This window comes from Streptomyces sp. NPDC088116 (assembly GCF_044741745.1).
Taxonomy (GTDB): domain Bacteria; phylum Actinomycetota; class Actinomycetes; order Streptomycetales; family Streptomycetaceae; genus Streptomyces.
Window position 1 is genome coordinate 626,685 of sequence record NZ_JBIUTF010000001.1, and the last position, 19,211, is coordinate 645,895.

General features: G+C 69.4%; 17 protein-coding genes and 2 tRNA genes. 8 read left to right on the top strand and 11 right to left on the bottom strand.

The annotated features are described in order from the left end of the window. Positions 1-244: 244 nt before the first annotated feature. From rsrA to ACIOJD_RS02755, 4 genes are all read right to left on the bottom strand, one after another. Complete coding sequence (rsrA, locus tag ACIOJD_RS02740; protein WP_401907858.1) at positions 245-568, bottom strand: mycothiol system anti-sigma-R factor; 324 nt, start codon at positions 566-568, stop codon at positions 245-247. Beyond that, on the bottom strand, positions 565-1,224 hold the full coding sequence (locus ACIOJD_RS02745) for a sigma-70 family RNA polymerase sigma factor (RefSeq protein WP_401877513.1): 660 nt from the start codon (positions 1,222-1,224) through the stop codon (positions 565-567). Before ACIOJD_RS02745 ends, rsrA begins: the two co-directional genes overlap by 4 nt. Positions 1,225-1,491: 267 nt before the next feature. Continuing rightward, complete coding sequence (locus tag ACIOJD_RS02750; RefSeq protein ID WP_401908909.1) at positions 1,492-2,139, bottom strand: alpha/beta family hydrolase; 648 nt, start codon at positions 2,137-2,139, stop codon at positions 1,492-1,494. Positions 2,140-2,258: 119 nt separating this feature from the next. Beyond that, positions 2,259-3,074: an SOS response-associated peptidase gene (locus ACIOJD_RS02755; RefSeq protein ID WP_401907859.1), complete on the bottom strand. Its 816-nt coding sequence runs from the start codon at positions 3,072-3,074 to the stop codon at positions 2,259-2,261. Positions 3,075-3,340: 266 nt separating this feature from the next. Here ACIOJD_RS02755 and ACIOJD_RS02760 point away from each other — a divergent pair, with 266 nt between their 5' ends. The 4 genes from ACIOJD_RS02760 (at position 3,341) to ACIOJD_RS02775 (ending at position 7,046) form a co-directional block, all read left to right on the top strand. After that, positions 3,341-4,063: a M50 family metallopeptidase gene (locus tag ACIOJD_RS02760; RefSeq protein ID WP_401907860.1), complete on the top strand. Its 723-nt coding sequence runs from the start codon at positions 3,341-3,343 to the stop codon at positions 4,061-4,063. Between the two features lie 139 nt (positions 4,064-4,202). Continuing rightward, positions 4,203-5,567 carry a 3-phosphoshikimate 1-carboxyvinyltransferase gene (gene aroA / locus ACIOJD_RS02765; protein ID WP_401907861.1) on the top strand — a complete coding sequence of 455 codons (1,365 nt, stop codon included), beginning with the start codon at positions 4,203-4,205 and terminating at the stop codon, positions 5,565-5,567. 4 nt (positions 5,568-5,571) lie between these two features. Next, positions 5,572-6,582: a ribosome small subunit-dependent GTPase A gene (rsgA, locus tag ACIOJD_RS02770; protein WP_401907862.1), complete on the top strand. Its 1,011-nt coding sequence runs from the start codon at positions 5,572-5,574 to the stop codon at positions 6,580-6,582. A gap of 140 nt (positions 6,583-6,722) precedes the next feature. Continuing rightward, positions 6,723-7,046 carry a DMT family transporter gene (locus ACIOJD_RS02775; RefSeq protein ID WP_401907863.1) on the top strand — a complete coding sequence of 108 codons (324 nt, stop codon included), beginning with the start codon at positions 6,723-6,725 and terminating at the stop codon, positions 7,044-7,046. Here the strand turns inward: ACIOJD_RS02775 and ACIOJD_RS02780 are convergent. Further along, entirely contained in the window at positions 7,012-7,842 is an 831-nt protein-coding gene (locus ACIOJD_RS02780; protein WP_401907864.1) for a TetR/AcrR family transcriptional regulator, read from the bottom strand. The genes ACIOJD_RS02775 and ACIOJD_RS02780 overlap by 35 nt on opposite strands. A 133-nt stretch (positions 7,843-7,975) precedes the next feature. Here ACIOJD_RS02780 and hisN point away from each other — a divergent pair, with 133 nt between their 5' ends. Continuing rightward, positions 7,976-8,776, top strand: a complete 801-nt coding sequence (gene hisN, locus ACIOJD_RS02785) for a histidinol-phosphatase (RefSeq protein ID WP_401907865.1) — start codon at positions 7,976-7,978, stop codon at positions 8,774-8,776. Between the two features lie 265 nt (positions 8,777-9,041). Next, positions 9,042-9,443, top strand: coding sequence for a cyclic nucleotide-binding/CBS domain-containing protein (locus ACIOJD_RS02790; RefSeq protein WP_401907866.1), 402 nt, complete (start codon positions 9,042-9,044; stop codon positions 9,441-9,443). 132 nt (positions 9,444-9,575) lie between these two features. Here ACIOJD_RS02790 and ACIOJD_RS02795 read toward each other — a convergent pair whose 3' ends face one another. After that, positions 9,576-11,027 carry a catalase gene (locus ACIOJD_RS02795; RefSeq protein ID WP_401907867.1) on the bottom strand — a complete coding sequence of 484 codons (1,452 nt, stop codon included), beginning with the start codon at positions 11,025-11,027 and terminating at the stop codon, positions 9,576-9,578. Between the two features lie 145 nt (positions 11,028-11,172). Between ACIOJD_RS02795 and ACIOJD_RS02800 the strand changes: the two genes are divergently transcribed. After that, complete coding sequence (locus tag ACIOJD_RS02800) at positions 11,173-11,589, top strand: Fur family transcriptional regulator (protein ID WP_401907868.1); 417 nt, start codon at positions 11,173-11,175, stop codon at positions 11,587-11,589. A 136-nt stretch (positions 11,590-11,725) separates the two neighbouring features. On the opposite strand, the gene ACIOJD_RS02805 is transcribed toward ACIOJD_RS02800, so the two are convergent. The 4 genes from ACIOJD_RS02805 to ACIOJD_RS02820 all read right to left on the bottom strand — a co-directional run bounded on the left by ACIOJD_RS02805 (position 11,726) and on the right by ACIOJD_RS02820 (position 17,216). Beyond that, positions 11,726-11,799: transfer RNA gene (locus ACIOJD_RS02805), tRNA-Met, on the bottom strand. A 149-nt stretch (positions 11,800-11,948) separates the two neighbouring features. After that, positions 11,949-13,964: a tetratricopeptide repeat protein gene (locus tag ACIOJD_RS02810; protein ID WP_401907869.1), complete on the bottom strand. Its 2,016-nt coding sequence runs from the start codon at positions 13,962-13,964 to the stop codon at positions 11,949-11,951. Between the two features lie 202 nt (positions 13,965-14,166). Beyond that, positions 14,167-14,240 (bottom strand) — tRNA-Met (locus tag ACIOJD_RS02815). 42 nt (positions 14,241-14,282) lie between these two features. Beyond that, complete coding sequence (locus ACIOJD_RS02820; RefSeq protein ID WP_401908912.1) at positions 14,283-17,216, bottom strand: UPF0182 family protein; 2,934 nt, start codon at positions 17,214-17,216, stop codon at positions 14,283-14,285. 150 nt (positions 17,217-17,366) lie between these two features. On the opposite strand from ACIOJD_RS02820, the gene ACIOJD_RS02825 reads away from it, so the two are divergent. Then, the gene (locus ACIOJD_RS02825; protein WP_401907870.1) at positions 17,367-17,924 is read left to right on the top strand and encodes a PPA1309 family protein; all 558 of its coding nucleotides are present in this window, start codon (positions 17,367-17,369) and stop codon (positions 17,922-17,924) included. A gap of 56 nt (positions 17,925-17,980) precedes the next feature. Here the strand turns inward: ACIOJD_RS02825 and ACIOJD_RS02830 are convergent, their stop codons facing one another. Further along, positions 17,981-19,069: a PDZ domain-containing protein gene (locus tag ACIOJD_RS02830; protein WP_401907871.1), complete on the bottom strand. Its 1,089-nt coding sequence runs from the start codon at positions 19,067-19,069 to the stop codon at positions 17,981-17,983. Positions 19,070-19,211: the final 142 nt, after the last annotated feature.

A 19,211-nucleotide genomic window follows, 5' to 3' on the forward strand; every position in this document is an offset into this window, starting at 1 on the left:
AGCGAGTTGAGCGGCCAGGAACGGGCGGATACCCCTGATTAGCACCTTCGGGTGACATGCAGTGCTATAAGCGGAGCGCGACTGACAAGGGCGCGAACTTACGCGCGGGCGGGACCGGGGCAGGCGCGTTCAGCGCGGGCGGGACCGAGGGAGGCGCGTTCAGCGCGGGCGCGCCCGCACCCCGCACATACCTGAGGGCGTGCCGCGCCGTGCGCGGGACGCCCTCGTCACATCTCTGCTTACGTCACTCCTTGGCGGCACCCGGCAGATCCGCACCCGCCGCCGTCGACACATCGTGATCGGGGACGGCCTGTCCCGACCTGATCAGGTCGATCCGCCCCATCACCTTCGACCGCAGGTCGGCCGGTACGTCGTCGTGCCCGCAGCAGCGTTTGACCAGCTTCTTCACGGCCTGCTCAAGACCGTACTTCTCCAGGCACGGTGAGCACTCCTCGAAGTGCACCTCGAACTTGGTGCAGTCACTGTCAGGCATCTCGCGGTCGAGGAACTCGTAGAGATGATCGAGAACCTCGGCGCAATCCATCTCATGCGGCTCTCCGCAGCTCATGAGCCCGAGCCTTTCCGATCGTTCGACGACTCTCCCGCACCCGCGGGGGCCAGCCCGCGGTCACGGGCGTAGTCCTCCAGCATGCCGCGCAACTGACGGCGGCCCCGGTGCAGTCGCGACATCACCGTACCGATGGGGGTTCCCATGATGTCCGCGATCTCCTTGTACGCAAACCCCTCAACATCCGCCAGATACACGGCGATACGGAATTCCTCAGGAATCGCCTGGAGCGCTTCCTTCACATCCGAGTCGGGGAGGTGGTCGAGCGCCTGCGACTCCGCGGACCGCAGCCCGGTCGACATGTGCGACTCGGCCCGCGCCAGCTGCCAGTCCTCGATCTCCTCGGCGGCACTGCGCTGCGGTTCGCGCTGCTTCTTGCGGTAGGAGTTGATGAAGGTGTTGGTGAGGATGCGGTACATCCACGCCTTGAGGTTGGTACCTTCGCGGAACTGGTGGAAGGAGGCGTACGCCTTGGCATAGGTCTCCTGCACGAGGTCCTCGGCGTCGGCCGGATTGCGCGTCATGCGCAGCGCGGCCGAGTACATCTGGTCGAGATAGCCCAGAGCGTCCCGCTCGAAACGGGCGTTGCGCTCGGCGGTCGTCTCTTCGATGTGGCCGTCGTCGGTCGCTCCGTCGGTCCCTGTGACCGGACCCACCTCCTCCAACGCTGTGGTGGGGCCGAAACCGGACCCACGTGAGTCGGAGAATAGTCGACCTTGCGCCGACGCGGCCTGTCGGTCCGTACCGCCGGCCGCCCGAGCGGAAGTGGTCTTACCCGCGGAAAGCACCGTCCACTCCAGGTCAGTACCCTCTGAGCGGCGCGGGCAGATGGTCGAACCCATACGACGGACTCCCTCTCGTGCGCTGTCTACCGATGCCCCTCACAACAGCGATCCGGCCGTCGGCATTCCCGCCGGGCAGGCCTAAACACGCCCCGCCGCGTCGAGCCAGGCCGCCACGCCTCCGGTGATGATTTCCAGGGCCTCGTCCTGTGTGAGGGGCGCCCTCTTCGGTACGGCGAAACTGTGATCGCCGTACGGCACCTCAAGGAGTTCGTACGCGCCCCCGGGATACTCGGCCGGTTTGCCGAACGGGTCGTTCCCGCCCTGGACGACCAGGGTCGGGACCCCGGATTCCAGCAGCTCGGCGGCCCGGGACTTCTCCGGCCTGCCCGGCGGGTGCAGCGGGAAACTCAGGGCGAGTACGGCGTGTGCGCCCAGCTCGCGCGCCGTGCGGCAGGCCACGCGCGCCCCGGCGCTGCGCCCGCCCGCGACGACCGGCGGCCCCGGCCTCTCCAGCTCGGGCCACAGCGCCCGCCAGCCGGTGTCGAGCGTCTTGGGCGCGGGCGCCATCTTCTTGCCGGCCACCCGCCAGGGCTGCTCGACCAGGGCCACGGTCACCCCGAGCGGAGGCAGCGCCACGGCGAGTGCCCGAAGGTCACGCGCCTCGATCCCGCCGCCGGCGCCATGGCCGAGAGCGAGGACGAACCGGGGCCGCCGCGCGGAGTGCCAGGTGATCCGGGCATCTCCGGCGGGTGTCCCGACGGTCTGCTGCCTGGGCTTGTCGGCCACCTTGCCCGCCCCGTTCCTGCCTGTCCCGCTGCTCGTGTTACCGGTCACACCGCCATCCTGCCGTGCGACCGGCGGGGCCGTCGCCGCGGACCGCCGTCGGCAAAGTGCGCTCCATCCGTTCAGAAGAGCGTGCTCTCCTCCGGCGCCGCCAGCTCCTCCAGCAGTTCGGGCCCGTTGTTACGGACATTGCTGACGGCGGTCGTCACCGGATACGCCCGCATCAGCCCGCCCGGTGGCGGGGCGAGCAGTTCCAGCAGCTCGTCGGGGTCCGTACGGGCCGGGTCCAGCCAGGCGTCCCAGCGGTCCGGAGTGAGCATCAGCGGCATCCGGGGGTGGATGTCGGCCAGCGACGCGGGGCCCTGGGCCGGGGCCACGCCCAGCGGTGTCGCCTCCGCCTCGGTGGTGATCACCGAGCAGGTCACCCACCAGGCCCGCGGGTGCTGGTCCGGCAGGGTCCGGTCGCGCCAGAACTCGTACAGCCCGGCCATCGCCATCACCGAGCCGTCGGCCGGAGTGACGAAGTAGGGCTGCTTGCGCGACCGCTTCTTCTTGCCCTGCTCCTCCAACTGCCGTTCGTCGGACCCCGTGACCCACTCGTAGTAGCCGTCGGCGGGCAGGATGCAGCGCCGTGAGAGGAAGGGCCGCCGGAACGACGGCTTCTCGTGCACGGTCTCGGCCCGCGCGTTGATCATCCGCGCCCCGCCCTCGGGCGTTTTCGACCAGGACGGTACGAGGCCCCAGGTGAGTTTGCGCAGCTGACGGACCGGGCGGGGGCTCGGCGCGTCCTTCACGGGACGGTCCAGAACCGCGTAGACCTCTTTGGTCGGGGCCACGTTCCAGTCGGGGGCGAGGGTCTCTTCGGGTTCCCACTTCTCTATCCCGAAGACCCCCTGGAGGTCTTCGGGCCGCCGACTCGCCGCGTACCTGCCGCACATCCTCAACCACTCCTATGGCCCGGCGGCCACTCCTCATGGCCCGGCAACCGTCTTCCGGCCCGGCGATCACTCCCCCGGTCCGGGGAGAGCCGGTCCGAGGAGAGAGTGACAAGCGCCGCTGACGGTTGACGCGCGGAACCGATGACGGTGCGCCGACGTTTTCCTACGTACCGCACCAAGGTTCCTACGTACCGCACCAGCACACCACACTCGGGTGCGACACTGCACTGCCCCGACGCACACCCAGTTCAGGAGACGCCCGAGCCATGGCCAGCTTCGACCCCGCCTCGATCGGCGATCTCCGGGATCGCGTCTTCGGCACCCAGCCCGCCCCCGACGACTGGCTCGTGGTCGTGACCGCCGTCGTCGCGCTCATAGCCGTCGTACCGCACCCGCTCTGGCGGCTCTCCCGCAATACGATCACCATCGCGCACGAGGGCGGCCACGGCCTCATAGCCCTGGTCACCGGGCGCCGCCTCGACGGCATCCGGCTGCACTCGGACACCTCGGGACTGACCGTCAGCAGGGGCAAGCCGACCGGGCTCGGCATGATCCTCACCGCGGCCGCCGGGTACACCGCCCCGCCGCTGCTCGGCCTCGGCGGCGCCTGGCTGCTCGCCGCGCACCACATCACCCTGCTGCTCTGGCTGGCGACGGTCCTGCTGATCGCGATGCTGGTGATGATCCGCAACGCGTACGGCGCGCTCACCGTGATCCTCACCGGCGCGGCCTTCCTCCTCATCTCCTGGCTGACCGGCCCCGATGTCCAGGCGGCGTTCGCGTACACCGCGGTCTGGTTCCTGCTGCTCGGCGGCGTACGCCCGGCGTTCGAGCTCCAGTCCAAGCGCCGTCACGGCGGCGCGGGCGACTCGGACGCGGACCAGCTGGGCCGGCTGACGCATGTGCCGCCGATGATCTGGCTGTTCCTCTTCCACGCCGTCTCGGTCTGCTCACTGATAGGCGGCGGGCGCTGGCTGCTGGGTCTGTGACGACGCCGCGCCGTCGGCGTGCCGGTACGTCCTGGTACCCCGACACCCCGACGCCCGCTCTACCACCCCCTCGTTACGCCCTGGTTTCCGCGTATTTGATCGGAATCAGGGCCCGTCAAGAACCACTAAAGTGATGGCCATGACCGAAAGCTCCGTGCAGTCCGCCCTCTGGCCCGCCCCCTACGCGAGCGGGGCCGTCGAAGCGACGGTCACCGTGCCCGGATCCAAATCGGTCACCAACCGCGGTCTCGTCCTCGCCGCGCTGGCCGCCGAGCCCGGCTGGCTGCGCCGCCCCCTGCGCTCCCGTGACACCCTGCTGATGGCCGAGGCGCTGCGCGCCATGGGCGTCGGCATCGAGGAGACGGTGTCCTCCAGTTCCGCCGCCGCCGGAATTCCCGCCACCACCACCGGCGAGGCCTGGCGGGTGATCCCCTCGGGTCTGCACGGTCCCGCGACCGTCGACGTCGGCAACGCCGGCACGGTGATGCGCTTCCTGCCGCCCGTCGCGACGCTCGCCGACGGCCCCATCCGCTTCGACGGCGATCCCCGTTCCTACGAGCGCCCGCTGCACAGCGTCATCCACGCCCTGCGCGCCCTCGGCGCCCGTATCGACGACGACAACCGCGGCGCGCTCCCGCTGACCGTGCACGGCAGTGGGGCTCTGGAGGGCGGCCCGGTGAAGATCGACGCCTCCGCCTCCTCCCAGTTCGTCTCCGCGCTCCTGCTCTCGGGCCCCCGCTTCAACCAGGGGGTGGAGGTACGGCACGTGGGCTCCGTCCTCCCCTCCATGCCGCACATCCGGATGACCGTCGACATGCTGCGCGGCGTCGGTGCCCAGGTGGACGAGCCGGAGACCGGCGGCGAGCCGAACGTCTGGCGGGTCTCCCCCAGCGCGCTGCTCGGCCGCGATCTGACCGTGGAGCCGGATCTCTCCAACGCCCAGCCGTTCCTCGCCGCCGCGCTGGTGACCGGCGGCCGGGTCACCGTCCCCGACTGGCCCGAGCGGACCACCCAGCCGGGTGACGCGCTGCGCGAGATCTTCACCGAGATGGGCGGTTCCTGCGAGTTCAGCGTGACGGCAGACGGCAGCAGCCTCACCTTCACGGGCACGGGCCGGATCCATGGCATCGACGTCGATCTGAGCGAGGTCGGCGAGCTGACACCCGGTATCGCGGCGGTCGCCGCGCTCGCCGACTCTCCGTCCACCCTGCGCGGCGTCGCCCACCTGCGGCTCCACGAGACGGACCGGCTGGCCGCGCTCACCAAGGAGATCAACGAACTGGGCGGCGACGTCACGGAGACCGCGGACGGTCTGCACATCCGCCCGCGCCCGCTGCACGGCGGTGTGTTCCACACGTACGACGACCACCGCATGGCCACGGCCGGCTCGATCATCGGCCTCGTCGTGGACGGCGTGGAGATCGAGAACGTCGGTACGACCGCCAAGACCCTGCCCGACTTCCCCCGGATGTGGACCGACATGCTCGCGGGAGCGGGAGCCTGACGGAATGCGGCGCTACGGCAAGAACCCCGACGAGGACGACATCCGCTTCCGCCCCAATCCCAAGGGGAACAGGCCGCGTACGCATATCCGGCCCAAGCACGAGGACGCCTCGGAGGGCATGGTCCTGACCGTCGACCGCGGCCGGATCACCTGCCTCGTCGAGGACCGTGTCGTCCTGGCGATGAAGGCCCGCGAGCTGGGCCGCAAGGCGGCCGTGGTGGGCGACCAGGTCTTCCTGGTCGGCGATCTGTCCGGCAAGAAGGACACGCTGGCGCGCATCGTCCGGATCGAGAAGCGCCGTTCCGTCCTGCGGCGCACGGCCGACGACGACGACCCGTACGAGCGTGTGGTCGTCGCCAACGCCGATCAGCTGGCCGTGGTCACCGCGCTCGCCGATCCGGAGCCCCGGCCCCGGCTGATCGACCGCTGTCTGGTCGCCGCGTTCGACGGGGGACTCGAACCGCTGCTGGTGCTGACGAAGTCGGACCTGGCCCCGCCGGACGAACTGCTGGAGACCTACCGGACCCTCGGCATCCGCTATGTCGTCACCCGGCGCGACGAGTTGGAGAGCGGGTACGCGGCGGACCTCGTACGCGAGTACCTCGACGGCCGGGTCACCGCCTTCGTCGGTCACTCGGGCGTCGGCAAGACGACGCTGGTCAACGCCCTGGTGCCGGAGGACCGCCAACGGATCACCGGCCTGGTCAACGCGGTCACGGGCCGCGGCCGGCACACCACCACCTCGGCGCTCGCGCTGCCGCTGGCGAAGGCGGAGGGCTGGGTGATCGACACCCCCGGCATCCGCTCCTTCGGGCTGCACCACGTCGATCCGTCGCGGGTCATCCTGGCCTTCCCGGACCTGGTGCCCGGCACGGAAGGCTGCCCGCGGGCGTGCAGCCATGACGAACCGGACTGCGCGCTCGACGCCTGGGTGGCCGAGGGCCACGCCGACCCGGCCCGCCTCTACTCGCTCCGTCGCCTTCTCGCCACCCGGGAGCGACGCGAGGGTGACTGAGACCGACCGGCAATTGGGGGGCGGTCCGACCCTCACGCGTTTGCGCTCCGTCCGCACCGGCAAGGGCATAATCACACCAGGATCAGACCGGGCGTGACACGGCAGTCGCGGCAAGTCACTGATGCGGGGAGGCTCTTGAAATGGCGTGGCTGCTGGTGGTGGTCGCCGGGATCCTGGAGACGGGCTTCGCCGTCTGTCTGAAGCTCTCCCACGGATTCACCCGGCTGTGGCCCACGATCGCCTTCGCGGCCTTCGCGCTCGGCAGCTTCGGCCTCCTCACCCTCTCGCTGAAGAAGCTCGATGTCGGTCCCGCGTATGCGGTGTGGACGGGCATCGGCGCGGCGGGCACCGCGATCTACGGGATGGTCTTCCTGGACGACGTGGTGTCCGTACTCAAGCTCGTCTCCATCTCCCTGGTGATCATCGGGGTCATCGGGCTCCAGCTCTCGGGCTCGGCGCACTGAGGTTCGCGGCGGGCGGCGGGACGGTGAGGGGCGCGGTGACGGCCGTACGGACCAGCCGCCCCACGGACTCGCCGCCGGGCGCGATCAGATGGGCGAGCGCGAGCCGTATGGCCAGCTCGCAGCGGTGGAGCAGCTCGGCGTTGCCGTGAGCGGGCCGCGCGGGGTCGGGACGTCCCGGGTCGGCGCGGCCCGATGCGTCGAGCCCCACGCCCGTACGGTCCGGGTCCACGCGCGAGACCTCCGTACGGCCCGCTTCCGTACGGCCGGCCCCCTTGGGTTCCGTACGGCCTGTCTCCTTACGGTCTGCCTCTTCGCGGTCCGCTTCCGTACGGCTCCGGTACAGCGCCGCGGCCGATCTGTCCCGTACGAGCGCGACCAGCTCGGCGCTCTCGGGCGGCCCGGCATCGGCCCGGCGCTGGGCCGGGCTGCCGGCCGGGGCGGCGGTGGCCCGTACCGGCTGCGGCGTCGGAAGCCACTCCCCCCAGCAGCCGGTGAGCAGCGCCCGCAGCAGCGGCCTCGCCGCCGCCCGGCCGACGGTCCACTCGGCGACGGCCACCAGCCGGTCAACAGGATCCGCCCGTTCACCCAACAGCCGTTCCACACCGTGCAGATAGAGATCGGCCTCGCGGCGCGCGAGCGCGCGGGCGAGACCGTCCTTGCTGCCGAACTCGTTGTAGAGGGTCTGCCGGGACACTCCGGCGGCCGACGCCACATCGACCATCCTGACCGTGGACCAGGGCAGATCGGTGAGCGCCGAGAGTGCGGCATTGAGTAAAGCTTCACGCGCTGTAGGCATCGTCGCCTCCGGGGCCGTTCGGCTCTGCGCTCAGAGTTGACGCGCTGTCGCGCACTGTCAAGGCCACCGGCGGCTTCGCGCCGGGGGCGGACCGCGTGGCCCCGGCGTCGTGACGATCGATACTGTGACGACCATGCCCGACTACCACGATGATCTGCGTCTTGCCCATGTCCTCGCGGATGCCGCCGACGCCGCGACGATGGACCGGTTCAAGGCCCTGGACCTCAAGGTCGAGACCAAACCGGACATGACCCCGGTGAGCGAGGCCGACAAGGCGGCCGAGGAACTGATCCGTGGCAATCTCCAACGGGCGCGACCACGTGACGCGATCCTGGGCGAGGAGTACGGCGTCGAGGGCACCGGACCGCGCCGCTGGGTCATCGACCCCATCGACGGCACCAAGAACTACGTCCGCGGTGTGCCGGTCTGGGCGACACTGATCTCGCTGATGGTGGCCGGCGAAGGCGGCTACGAGCCGGTCGTCGGGGTGGTCTCCGCGCCCGCGCTGTCCCGGCGCTGGTGGGCCGCGAAGGGCGGTGGCGCCTACACGGGCCGCAGCCTGTCCTCCGCGACCCGGCTGAACGTCTCGAAGGTCGCACACATCAAGGACGCGTCGTTCGCGTACTCCTCACTGAGCGGCTGGGAGGAGCAGGGCCGGCTGGACGGCTTCCTCGACCTGAGCCGGGCCTGCTGGCGCACGCGCGGCTACGGCGACTTCTGGCCGTACATGATGGTCGCCGAGGGTTCGGTGGACATCTGCGCGGAGCCCGAGCTGTCACTGTGGGACATGGCGGCGACCGCGATCGTCGTACAGGAGGCGGGCGGCAGCTTCACCGGCCTCGACGGACGCCCGGGACCGCACAGCGGCAACGCGGCCGCCTCGAACGGGGTGCTCCACGAAGAGCTGCTCGGCTACCTGAACCAGCGCTACTAGGCCGTATCGCGCGAGCCCGCGCCCGCCTCACGGAAAGACCTGCGCCCACCTCCCTGAAAGAGGTGGGACAGGCGTGGGGCGTTTGTCGTTTTTTTGCACGCCCCACGCTCAGCGCCTACCGCCCCCTTGTTGACTCCGCGCAACGGTGTCACTCTGAGAGTCCCCCCACTTGTGAATTTGTGAATCGTTTCTCCAGGGGCTTCCCTCATCCCCCCGGGGTGCTCCCAGGGAGACAGACGGTTCACCGAGGAGGTGGCTCGACCCCATGCTTGTCCGTGACGCCATGAGCTCGGTGGTGCTGACCATCGGACCCACGCATACGCTTCGCCAGGCCGCCCGGCTGATGTCGGCCCGCCGTATCGGCGCGGCCGTCGTCCTCGACACCGACCACTGCGGCATCGGCATACTGACCGAGCGCGACATCCTGAACTCGCTCGGTGCGGGGCAGAACCCCGACGCCGAGACCGCCGACACCCACACCACGACCGATGTCGTCTTCGCCGCACCGTCATGGACGCTGGAGGAGGCCGCCGCGGCCATGTCGCACGGCGGATTCCGTCACCTGATCGTGCTCAACGAACGCGAACCGGTCGGCATCGTCTCCGTACGCGACATCATCCGCTGCTGGGCCCCGGCCCGGCGCGAGGCCGCGGTCCTGACCGGCTGAGCCTCGCCCGGCTTTCCCGCACCGGCCGCCCCCACACCCACGCACCCTCGCGTGCCGAACCCCCATGCGGCACGAACGGCGAATGGGGCCGGATCCCGAAGGACCCGGCCCCATTCGTCTCGGCGAGGGCTGTCAGCCACGAAGGGCCTGGACCGCGGCCTCCAGTCGCTTGCCGAAGTCACCGTCCGCCTGGCGGAAGTTGTTCACCGCGCGCTCGGCGATGTCATCGCGCGAGACCTGGGAGATGAACCCGGCGAGGTTTCCGACCAGCCGCTCCTTCTCGTCCTCGGACATCTGGCGGTACAGGTTGCCCGCCTGCACGAAGTCGTTGTCCTCGGAGTGGCTCGGGGCCTCGTGGTTACCGGTGGCACCGGCGACCGGGGCCGACTGCCACAGCGGCTTGTCCGTCTGGAACGGGCCGCCGAAGCTGTTCGGCTCGTAGTTCTTGGCGCCCTTGTGACGGCCGTCGTACAGGAAGCCGTCACGGCTGTTGGTGCGCGCCTCCGTGGCGTGCGGACGGTTCACCGGCAGGTGGTCGGCGTTGATGCCGACGCGGTAGCGGTGGGCGTCGCCGTACGCGAAGAGACGGCCCTGGAGCATCTTGTCCGGGGACGGACCGATGCCCGGCACAAAGTGCGCCGGCGAGAAGATGGACTGCTCGACCTCGGCGAAGATGTTCTCCGGGTTGCGGTTGAGCTCCAGCTTGCCGATCTCGATCGGCGGGTAGTCCTCGTGCGGCCAGACCTTGGTCAGGTCGAACGGGTTGAAGCGGTACTCGGCCGCCTCGGCCGCCGGCATGATCTGCACCTGCACGGTCCAGGACGGGAATTCGCCCCGCTCGATGGCCTCACGCAGGTCACGCTGGTGGGAGTCCGGGTCCTCGCCCGCGAGCACCGCGGCCTCTTCCGAGGTCAGGTTCTTGATGCCCTGGTCGGTCTTGAAGTGGTACTTGACCCAGAAGACCTCGCCGGCCTCGTTGTTCCACTGGAACGTGTGCGAGCCGTACCCGTTCATGTGGCGCAGCGTCGCCGGGATACCGCGGTCACCGAACAGCCAGGTCACCTGGTGGGTGGACTCGGGCGACAGACCCCAGAAGTCCCAGACGTTGTCCGCCTCCTGCGAGCCGGTGTACGGGTCGCGCTTCTGGGTGTGGATGAAGTCGGGGAACTTGATGGCGTCCTTGATGAAGAACACCGGGGTGTTGTTGCCGACGAGGTCGTAGTTGCCCTCTTCGGTGTAGAACTTCAGCGCGAAGCCGCGCGGGTCGCGCACCGCGTCGGCCGAGCCGAGGTTGCCGGCGACGGTGGAGAACCGCAGGAACGTCTCGGTCTGCTTGCCGACCTCGGAGAGGAACTTCGCACGCGTCCACTGCGAGACGTCGCGGGTCAGCGTGAAGGTGCCGTAGGCACCGGCGCCACGGGCGTGCACGATGCGCTCCGGGATGCGCTCACGGTTGAAGTGCGCGAGCTTCTCCAGCAGAGCCTGGCCCTGGACCAGAACGGGACCACCGACGCCCGCCGTCTCGCTGTTCTGATTGTCGGCGACCGGAGCTCCGGCCTCCGTGGTGAGCGGTCCCTGCGTCACGTGCGCCTCCTGCGTCATGTACTGCGAGTCCTGTCTCTTGGCGTATGCCGGTTCCGATCCTACGATGGACTTTGTCTAAGTCAAGTGAACATCCAAAGTCACACTCATTCGGGACAAGGGTCCCCTCACTGCTAGGCTGGTTCGTATGAGTGACCTATTGGAACGACTACGCGGACGCGGCTGGCGCGTGACTGCCCAGCGGCGCGTCGTGGCCGAGGTCCTCGACGGGGACCACGTACATCTGACCGCCGACGAGGTGCACGCGCGCGCCGTCGCCAGACTTCCGGAGATTTCCCGCGCGACCGTCTATAACACCTTGGGCGAGATGGTCACGCTGGGTGAGGTGATCGAAGTCTCCACGGACCGCCGGGCGAAACGTTACGACCCGAACGCGCACCGCCCGCACCACCACCTGGTGTGCGCACAGTGCGGCGCCATCCGCGACGTCCACCCCACCGGGGACCCGCTGTCGGACCTGCCCGCCGGGGAGCGCTTCGGCTTCACGATCTCCAGCGTGGAAGTGACCTACCGCGGCACCTGCCCGACCTGCGGATCCGCGTGAACGCGACGCACAGACGGACGAAGAAGGGCCCCGGTGCACAGCACCGGGGCCCTTCTTCATGCCTGATCTTCGTACCGAACGGAACGAAAACACCGGAGGCCCGGATCTCTTTCGAGATCCGGGCCTCCGACTTCAGTAGCGGGGACAGGATTTGAACCTGCGACCTCTGGGTTATGAGCCCAGCGAGCTACCGAGCTGCTCCACCCCGCGCCGTTGAATGGAACACTACGGGACGGTGTCGACCAGCGCAAATCCCTATCCGCGGCCCCGCGAGGCCGCATGCCGGCCCACCGAGGCCGCATGCGAAGCCCACCACCGCGGGCCCCGGCGCCGGCCTCACCGCGAGCCCCCTCATCGGGTCACGCGGTGAGTTCCTGGTGGAGCGCCTCACGCAGTCGCGCCGCGCGCTCGGCCACCTCGGCCGGCCCCAGCTCCACCGCGCGCGCACACCAGCGCTGCCCCTCGGTCAGCTCGCCCCTACGAGCCGCGAGCAGCGCCAGCCGCAGCGCGGCCCTGCCGTGCCCGGCCTGCGCGGCCCGGGTCCACCACAGGGCGGCCTCCCGCTCGCCGCCCTCACGCGCGAGCAGCAGTCCGAGGTTGAAGGCGCCGTTGCGGCTGCCCGCCTCGGCGGCCTCCCGGTACCAGCGCCCGGCCTCGGCGATGTCCCCGCGCCCTGCGGCGAGCATGCCGACCCGCACCTGGGCACGGCGGTGCCCCTGCTCGGCGGCGCGCTCGTACCACTGCTCGCACTCGCTCTTCACCCCGTGCGGCTCCCCGAGCGCCGTCGGACCGGGCGGCGGCTGGCGCGAGTCCAGCACGGTGGCCAGCCGGAAGGCCGCCTCGGCGCTGCCACCGCCGGCGGCACAGCGCAGATGACGCTCGGCGGACCGCTCGTCGCCGTCCCGCAGGCAGGCGATACCGACCTGGAGGGCCGCCTCCGTGTGGCCTGCCGCCGCCGCGCGCTCGTACCAGCGCAGCGCCGAACGGTCGTCGTCGCGACCCGCGTAGAGGATGCCGAGATTGAACGCGGCGTCCACGCTGCCCGCCTCGGCGGCCTTGGAGAACCAGGGCTCGGCCCCGGTCGGGTCGTCGGCCTGGAGCAGCAGGACGGCGAGCGCGTTGGCGGCCTCGCGGTGACCGGCGTAGGCGGCGCGGCGGTACCACTGCTCGGCCTGGGCCGTACGGTCCTGGGCCGCGCAGAGCAGCCCCAGGTTGTACGCGCCATTGACGTCGCCCGCGTCCATCGCGGCGCGGTACCAGCGTTCGGCGGTCTGCTGCTCACCCCGGGCGGCGTGGAGCGCGCCGAGCGCGTTGGCCGCGTTACCGTCGCCGTCCTGCGCTGCGCGCAGCCACCAGACAGCGGCGCTCTCCTCGTCACCGGCGTCACGCAGCAGAAAGCCGAGGGCACAGGCGGCCCGCGACTCGCCCTCCTTGGCGGAGGTCAGATACCAGCGGCCGGCCTCCTTGAGCTCGCCGCGCTTCTCCAGGATCGCCCCGAGGTGCAGGGCGGCCCGGCGGTGGCCACGGGCTGCGGCCTGCCGGTACCACTGCGCCGCCTCACTGAGGATCGAGGAAGCGGCGGTGCCGGTGACACCGGCGGCGGCCCTGTCACCGTCCGCAGCCCTGCCCGTGTCGGTCGCCCAGCCGGTGCCGCTGGCCCAGCCGGTGCCGGTGTCCGGGTCCGCGACCCGACGGCTGCCCGTACGGCTGCCGCCCGAGGTGGCCGGACCCGTACCGCCGACGCTCTTGGGAGCGCCGCTGTAGACCGCGTCGGCGCCCATACGGGCACTCTCGCGGGCCCGGCGCTCCAGCGTCCGGGCAAGCCGGTACGCCGCCTCACGGTGCCCCTGCTCGGCCGCGGCTCGCAGCCAGCGCTCCGCCCCGACATCGCTACGGTGCTCCAGCAGATCGGCGAGGGCGTAGGCGCCGAGGGCGTGCCCCTGCTCGGCGGACTGGCGCAGCCAGTACTCGGCGGCCGGTTCGTCGCCCAGCTCGCGGTAGTGGCGCCCCAGCGCGTGGGCGGCGGCCGCGGACCCGGCGACGGCGGCGATACGCCACCAGCCCGCCGCCTCGTCCACATAGCCGCGCTGATGGAGGAGGACACCCAGATTGTTGGCGGCGGCGCGCTCGCCCTCGGCGGTCGCGGCACGCAGATACGGCTCGGCGGCGTCGAGATCGCCACGGCGCAGCAGCAGGGCGCCGAGCACGCTCATCGACGCGGTGTCACCGGCATCGGCGGCGCGTCGATGACGCGCCTCGTCCTCGGCGTCCGCGGAGTCATTGGCGGTGTCGGCGGCGTCGGCAGCATCGACGGTGTCGTCTGCGTACTGCCGCACATACCGCCCTGTCTCCAACAGAGTTGCCCTATCCCCCATATTTTCCATCGTCGCACCACCTGCTACCCACGTACAGCTGGTATACCGCGCCCCCGCGACATCACTTCAGCGTTTTGTCGACATGCCCACAGAGAGACAAGTCAAACACGCTCAGGGGCAACTCTCGCGACCTGAAACGCACTTGGCACCGACACACGCCAAAGGCCCGGATCTCTTTCGAGATCCGGGCCTCCGACTTCAGTAGCGGGGACAGGATTTGAACCTGCGACCTCTGGGTTATGAGCCCAGCGAGCTACCGAGCTGCTCCACCCCGCGCCGTTGTGTTTCAACCGTACCACGGCGCGGAGTGATGCCTGCTCAGCCGCTGTTGTCGCCGGCCTTGTCCCCGGTCTTGTCGTCGGCCTTGTCCCCGGATTTGTCCCCGCTGGAGGACGCGGAGTCGGCCGCGGCGGCCCGTTCCAGAGCGTCCTGGAGGTCCTTCTGGGCCTTGCCGTACGCGGTCCAGTCCTGCTTCCCCAGCGCCGTCTCCCCGGCCTCGTACGCCTTCTGGGCGTCCGAGATGGCCCGTTGGAGCGCCTGGGCACTGTCGCCGGTGGCGGGTGGCTTCGTGGTGTCACCCGGCGGTGTCGTCGAGTCGGAACCCTCCGCCCCGAACACCGCGTTCAACGCCTCGGGCAGGCTGTCCTTGAAGACGGGCTTGCCTCCGTAGGAGACGGCCACCTTCTTCAGCAGCGGGTAGTTGGCGCTGCCACCGCGCGCGTACACCGGCTCGATGTACAGGAAGCCCTGGTCGAGCGGCACCGTCAGCAGGTTGCCGTACTCGATGTCCGAGTCGGTGCCTCTCAGGTTCCTGACGAACTCGGCGACTTCGGGCACACCGTTCAGCTCACTCTGTACCTGCTGGGGCCCCTGCACGGTCGACGTGACTCTCAGGACTCTGATCTTGCCGTAGTCCTTGCTGGTGGCGTCGGCGTCCACGGCCATGAACGCGCCCAGGTTGGGGCGCCCGTTGGGTGTGAAGGTCGTCGTCAGCGAGAACTTCTGACTGTCCTGGCCCGGCATCTTGAGGCTCAGGTAGTACGGCGGGACCGAGTTGCTGTCCTTGTTGGTCGGGTCGTCCGGCACCTGCCACGCGTCACTGCCGCTGTAGAACTGCGCGGGGTTCGTGACGTGGTAGCGGGTGAGAAGCTCGCGCTGCACCTTGAACATGTCCTGCGGGTAGCGCAGGTGGTCCATCAGCTCGGACTTGATGTCGCTCTTCGGCTTCACCGTGCCGGGGAAGGCCTTCATCCAGGTCTTGAGGACCGGATCCTTCTCGTCCCACTGGTACAGGCTGACCGAGCCGTCGTAGGCGTCGACGGTGGCCTTCACCGAATTCCGGATGTAGTTGACCTGGTTCTGCTGCGCCACGACCGCGCGCTGGTTGTCGGTCAGCGAGTCGGCCGTGGTGTCACCGAGCGTCGTACGGGACGCGTACGGATAGCCGTTCGTCGTCGTGTACGCGTCGACGATCCACTTGATACGGCCGTCGACCACGGCGGGGTAGGCGTCGCCGTCGATGGTCAGCCAGGGCGCGACCGCCTCGACGCGCTCCTTGGGCGTGCGGTTGTAGAGAATCCGCGAACCGTCGCCGATGGCGCCGGAGTAGAGCATCTGGGGCTCGCTGAAGGCCACGGCGTACGCCGCGCGGTTCAGCGGGTTCGAGAGGTCGACGCCGCTCTTGCCCTGATAGCTCGTCGTCCGCTCGCCGTTCTTCTCGTAGTCGAGCTCCTTCTGGGGGCCGCCCACGATCGAGTACTGCTCGGTCTTCTCGCCGTAGTAGATCCGCTGCTGGTACGTGGGCAGCTGCCCGGTCGTCGGCAGACCGGACTCGGTGAAATCGGGGGCGCCGATGGTGCCCTCGTTCTCGTCCGTCACCGTGTTCGAGCCCTTGGCTGCGATCATTCCGTAGCCGTGGGTGTACGTGAAGTGATCGTTGATCCAGTTGCGCTTCGGGATACCCGTGATGTTCAGCTCGCGCAGACCGACGACCGTGTCCTGCGGCTTGCCGTCGGGACCCTTGTACCGGTCGACGTCCAGCGTGGAGGGGAACTGGTAGTACTTCCGCTCCTGCTGGAGCTGCTGGAACGCGGGCGAGACCACATTCGGGTCGACCAGGCGGTAACTGGCCGCGGAATCGGCCGCCTTGCGCTGATCGGGCTTGCGGTCCGGGTCACCCTTGCCGCCGTAGTCCTGCACACTGGCGCCGTCGATGCCGTACGAGGCGCGCGTGGCGTCGATGTTCTTCTTGATGTACGGCGATTCCTTGGCCTGCTCGTTCGGCTGGACCTGGAACTTCTGCACGATCGCCGGGTAGAGCCCGCCGATCAGGATCGCCGAGAGCACCATCAGGCCGAAGCCGATCACGGGCAGCTGCCAGGTGCGGCGCCAGAGCGTCGCGAAGAACAGCAGGGCGCAGATGACGGCGATGCAGAACAGGATCGTCTTGGCCGGGAGATAGGCGTTGGCGTCGACGTACCGCAGTCCGGTCCAGTTGCCCGCCGCCTTGAAGTCGCTGGACTTCACAGCCAGTCCGTACCGGTCGAGCCAGTACGCCACGGCCTTCAGCGACACGAAGACGCCGAACAGCACCGAGAGATGGCCGGTGGCCGCGCCCGTCGCACGCGCGCCCGGACTCGTGACGCGCAGCCCTCCGTACAGATAGTGGGTCAGCGCGGTGGCGATCAGCGACAGCACGACCGTCGCGAAACCGAATGCCAGCAGGAATCGGTACCAGGGCAGATCGAACGCGTAGAACGCCACGTCCATCTTGAACTGGGGGTCCTTCTGGCCGAAGGGCACCCCGTTCACCCACATCAGCCAGGTGCGCCACTGGCCGGCGGCCGACGCGCCGGCGATCAGCCCGACCAGCGCGGTGATCGCCAGGAGCACCCATTTCTTGAACGGGGCGATCCCCATCCGGTACCGGTCGAGGTTCTGCTGCTCCATCGACATCGCGCTCAGCGGCGGCCGGAGCCGGTGCGCCAGCCAGATGTTCAGACCGACGGCGAGCGACATCAGCAGTCCGAAGACCGCGAACAGCCCGACCTTGGTCCAGAGCGTGGTGGTGAAGACCGATGAGTATCTCACCGAGCGGTACCAGAGCCAGTCGGTCCAGAACCCGGCGAACATGACGAACAGCATGGCCAGTACGGCCAGCACACCCAACGTCATGAGCAGGGTCCGGACCCGGCGGGACGGCCGGCCCACTCTGATCCGTGGCCCGGTCGGGCCTCCGCCGCGGTCCGGCATCTGGAAAGCCAACGTGCGCACCTCGAAGTTCGCGGTCGTGTGATTCAGCCTGTAAAAAGCGGGCCCCGCGATCGTAGGGCCCACTGATGCAACTTACTGAGGCTTTACCTAGTTCCCGCACCGGGGTCCGAAGGAGGCAGGATATTGACCATGTCCAATGTTTCTCCCTCAGGCACACCCATGGCCGCGAGCCCGCTGACCCGCGCGGTGCTCGAAATCGACGAGTACGCGTCGGGGCTCGGCTGGGACCAGCCGGCCCGGCTCTTCGCGCTCGTCGACACCACGCGGCTGCGTTCCGACGAGCCGGAGCTGGCGGCCCAGCTGGGTCTCGACGACGGCGAGTCCGTCGCTCCGCTCACCCCTGTCGAACAGGACGAGATCCCGTCCGGCACCCCGCTGGACGAGTTCCTCGGCACCATCGCGTGGCCCGGGGCGGTGGCGGGCTGCGCGATGACGGTGGAGCGTCTGATGCTGCCGCCGTCCGCGGAGGCATCCGTACCGGACGGTCTCGACGAGTCCGGGCTGGCCGAGTGGGTCGCGGCGCACCCGGAACGTCAGGAGGTACGGATGACGGTGGCCGTGCTGCGTGACGGCGCCCGGGAGTCGGCGCTGCGGCTGCGCGAGAAGGACTCGCCCAACGAGGTCCTCACGGGCTCCGGTCTGGTCCCCGGGCTCGCCGAGGCCCTCGCGGCGACCTTCGAGGCGTAACGGGTCGTGAAGGCATAGCGACCGGCCCTCCGCCGGAGGGTCCGGTCCACGGCCGGTCAGCTTGCCGAACAGCTCGGCAGGCCGGTCGTCTTCCCTGCCCGGATCCTGTCCAGCGACTTCTTGGCGTCGTCGATGGTCTTCACCCTGATCAGGGTGAGGCCGTCGGGGACGTCCGAGGCCGCCGTGGCGCAGTTGTCGTCCGGCGTGAGGAAGTACCTGGCGCCCGCCTGGCGCGCGCCGACCAGCTTCATCTGGATGCCACCGATCGGGCCGACCTTGCCCGCGTCGTCGATGGTGCCCGTACCGGCGACGAACTTGCCGCCCGTCAGCGAACCGGGTGTCAGCTTGTCGACAATGCCGAGAGAGAACATCAGCCCGGCGCTCGGACCGCCCACGTCGGCCAGCTTGATGTCCACGGAGAACGGGAAGGTGTGGTCGGTCCCTGCCTGGATGCCGACGATCGCCCGGTCGCCCTTGTCGGACTTCCCCGTGGTGATCGTGGTCTTCTCGGTGCCCTCGGGCTTCCGGCCCGCCTTCTCCGCCGCCTTCGCCTCCTTGGCGGGGATGATGGTGAACACGACGTCCTGGCCGGGCTTGTGCTTGGTGACGAGCTTCGCGACGTCCTCCGGCGCCTTGACCGGCGATCCGTCCACGGCCTTGATCACGTCTCCGGCGTGCAGCGTGCCCTCGGCGGGGCTGTCCTTGAGCACGGAGGAAACAATGGTCCGCGAGGACACCGGAATGCCGAGCTCCTTCAGGGCGGCGACCTTGGCGCTCTCCTGGGACTGGCTGAACTCCTCGGCGTTCTCCTGTGTGGACTGTTCTTCCGTCTTGCCGTCCGGATACAACGTGTCGTGCGGCACCACGATGTTGTCGTGAGCGAGCCAGCCGTAGACCGCTTCCACGATATTCATGTTGTAGTCCGCGCCGGTGACCCTGACCGTGGTCATATTGAGGTTGCCGGACGTCGCATAGGTCTTGTGACCGGAGATCCGCAGCACCGGCTCGCCACCGGCGTCACCGAGTGTGTTCACCGTCGGACCGGGGCTCATCTCGGAATACGGCACTTTGATGAGCACGCCCGCGCAGAGCAGCGCGATGAGGACGAGGGTGGAAGCGAGCATCGTCGCGGTGCGGCGTGGCATGGAACGACAGTACGGGAAGGGTCTGTCAGTCCACCCCTGGGGCCGGTCCGTCCGAGGCCCACAGGTCCTGTCCGGTCGATCTTCGTCGATCGGCCCGCCGATCTTCGTCGATCAGCCACTGATTCTTCGTGGATCAGCCCGC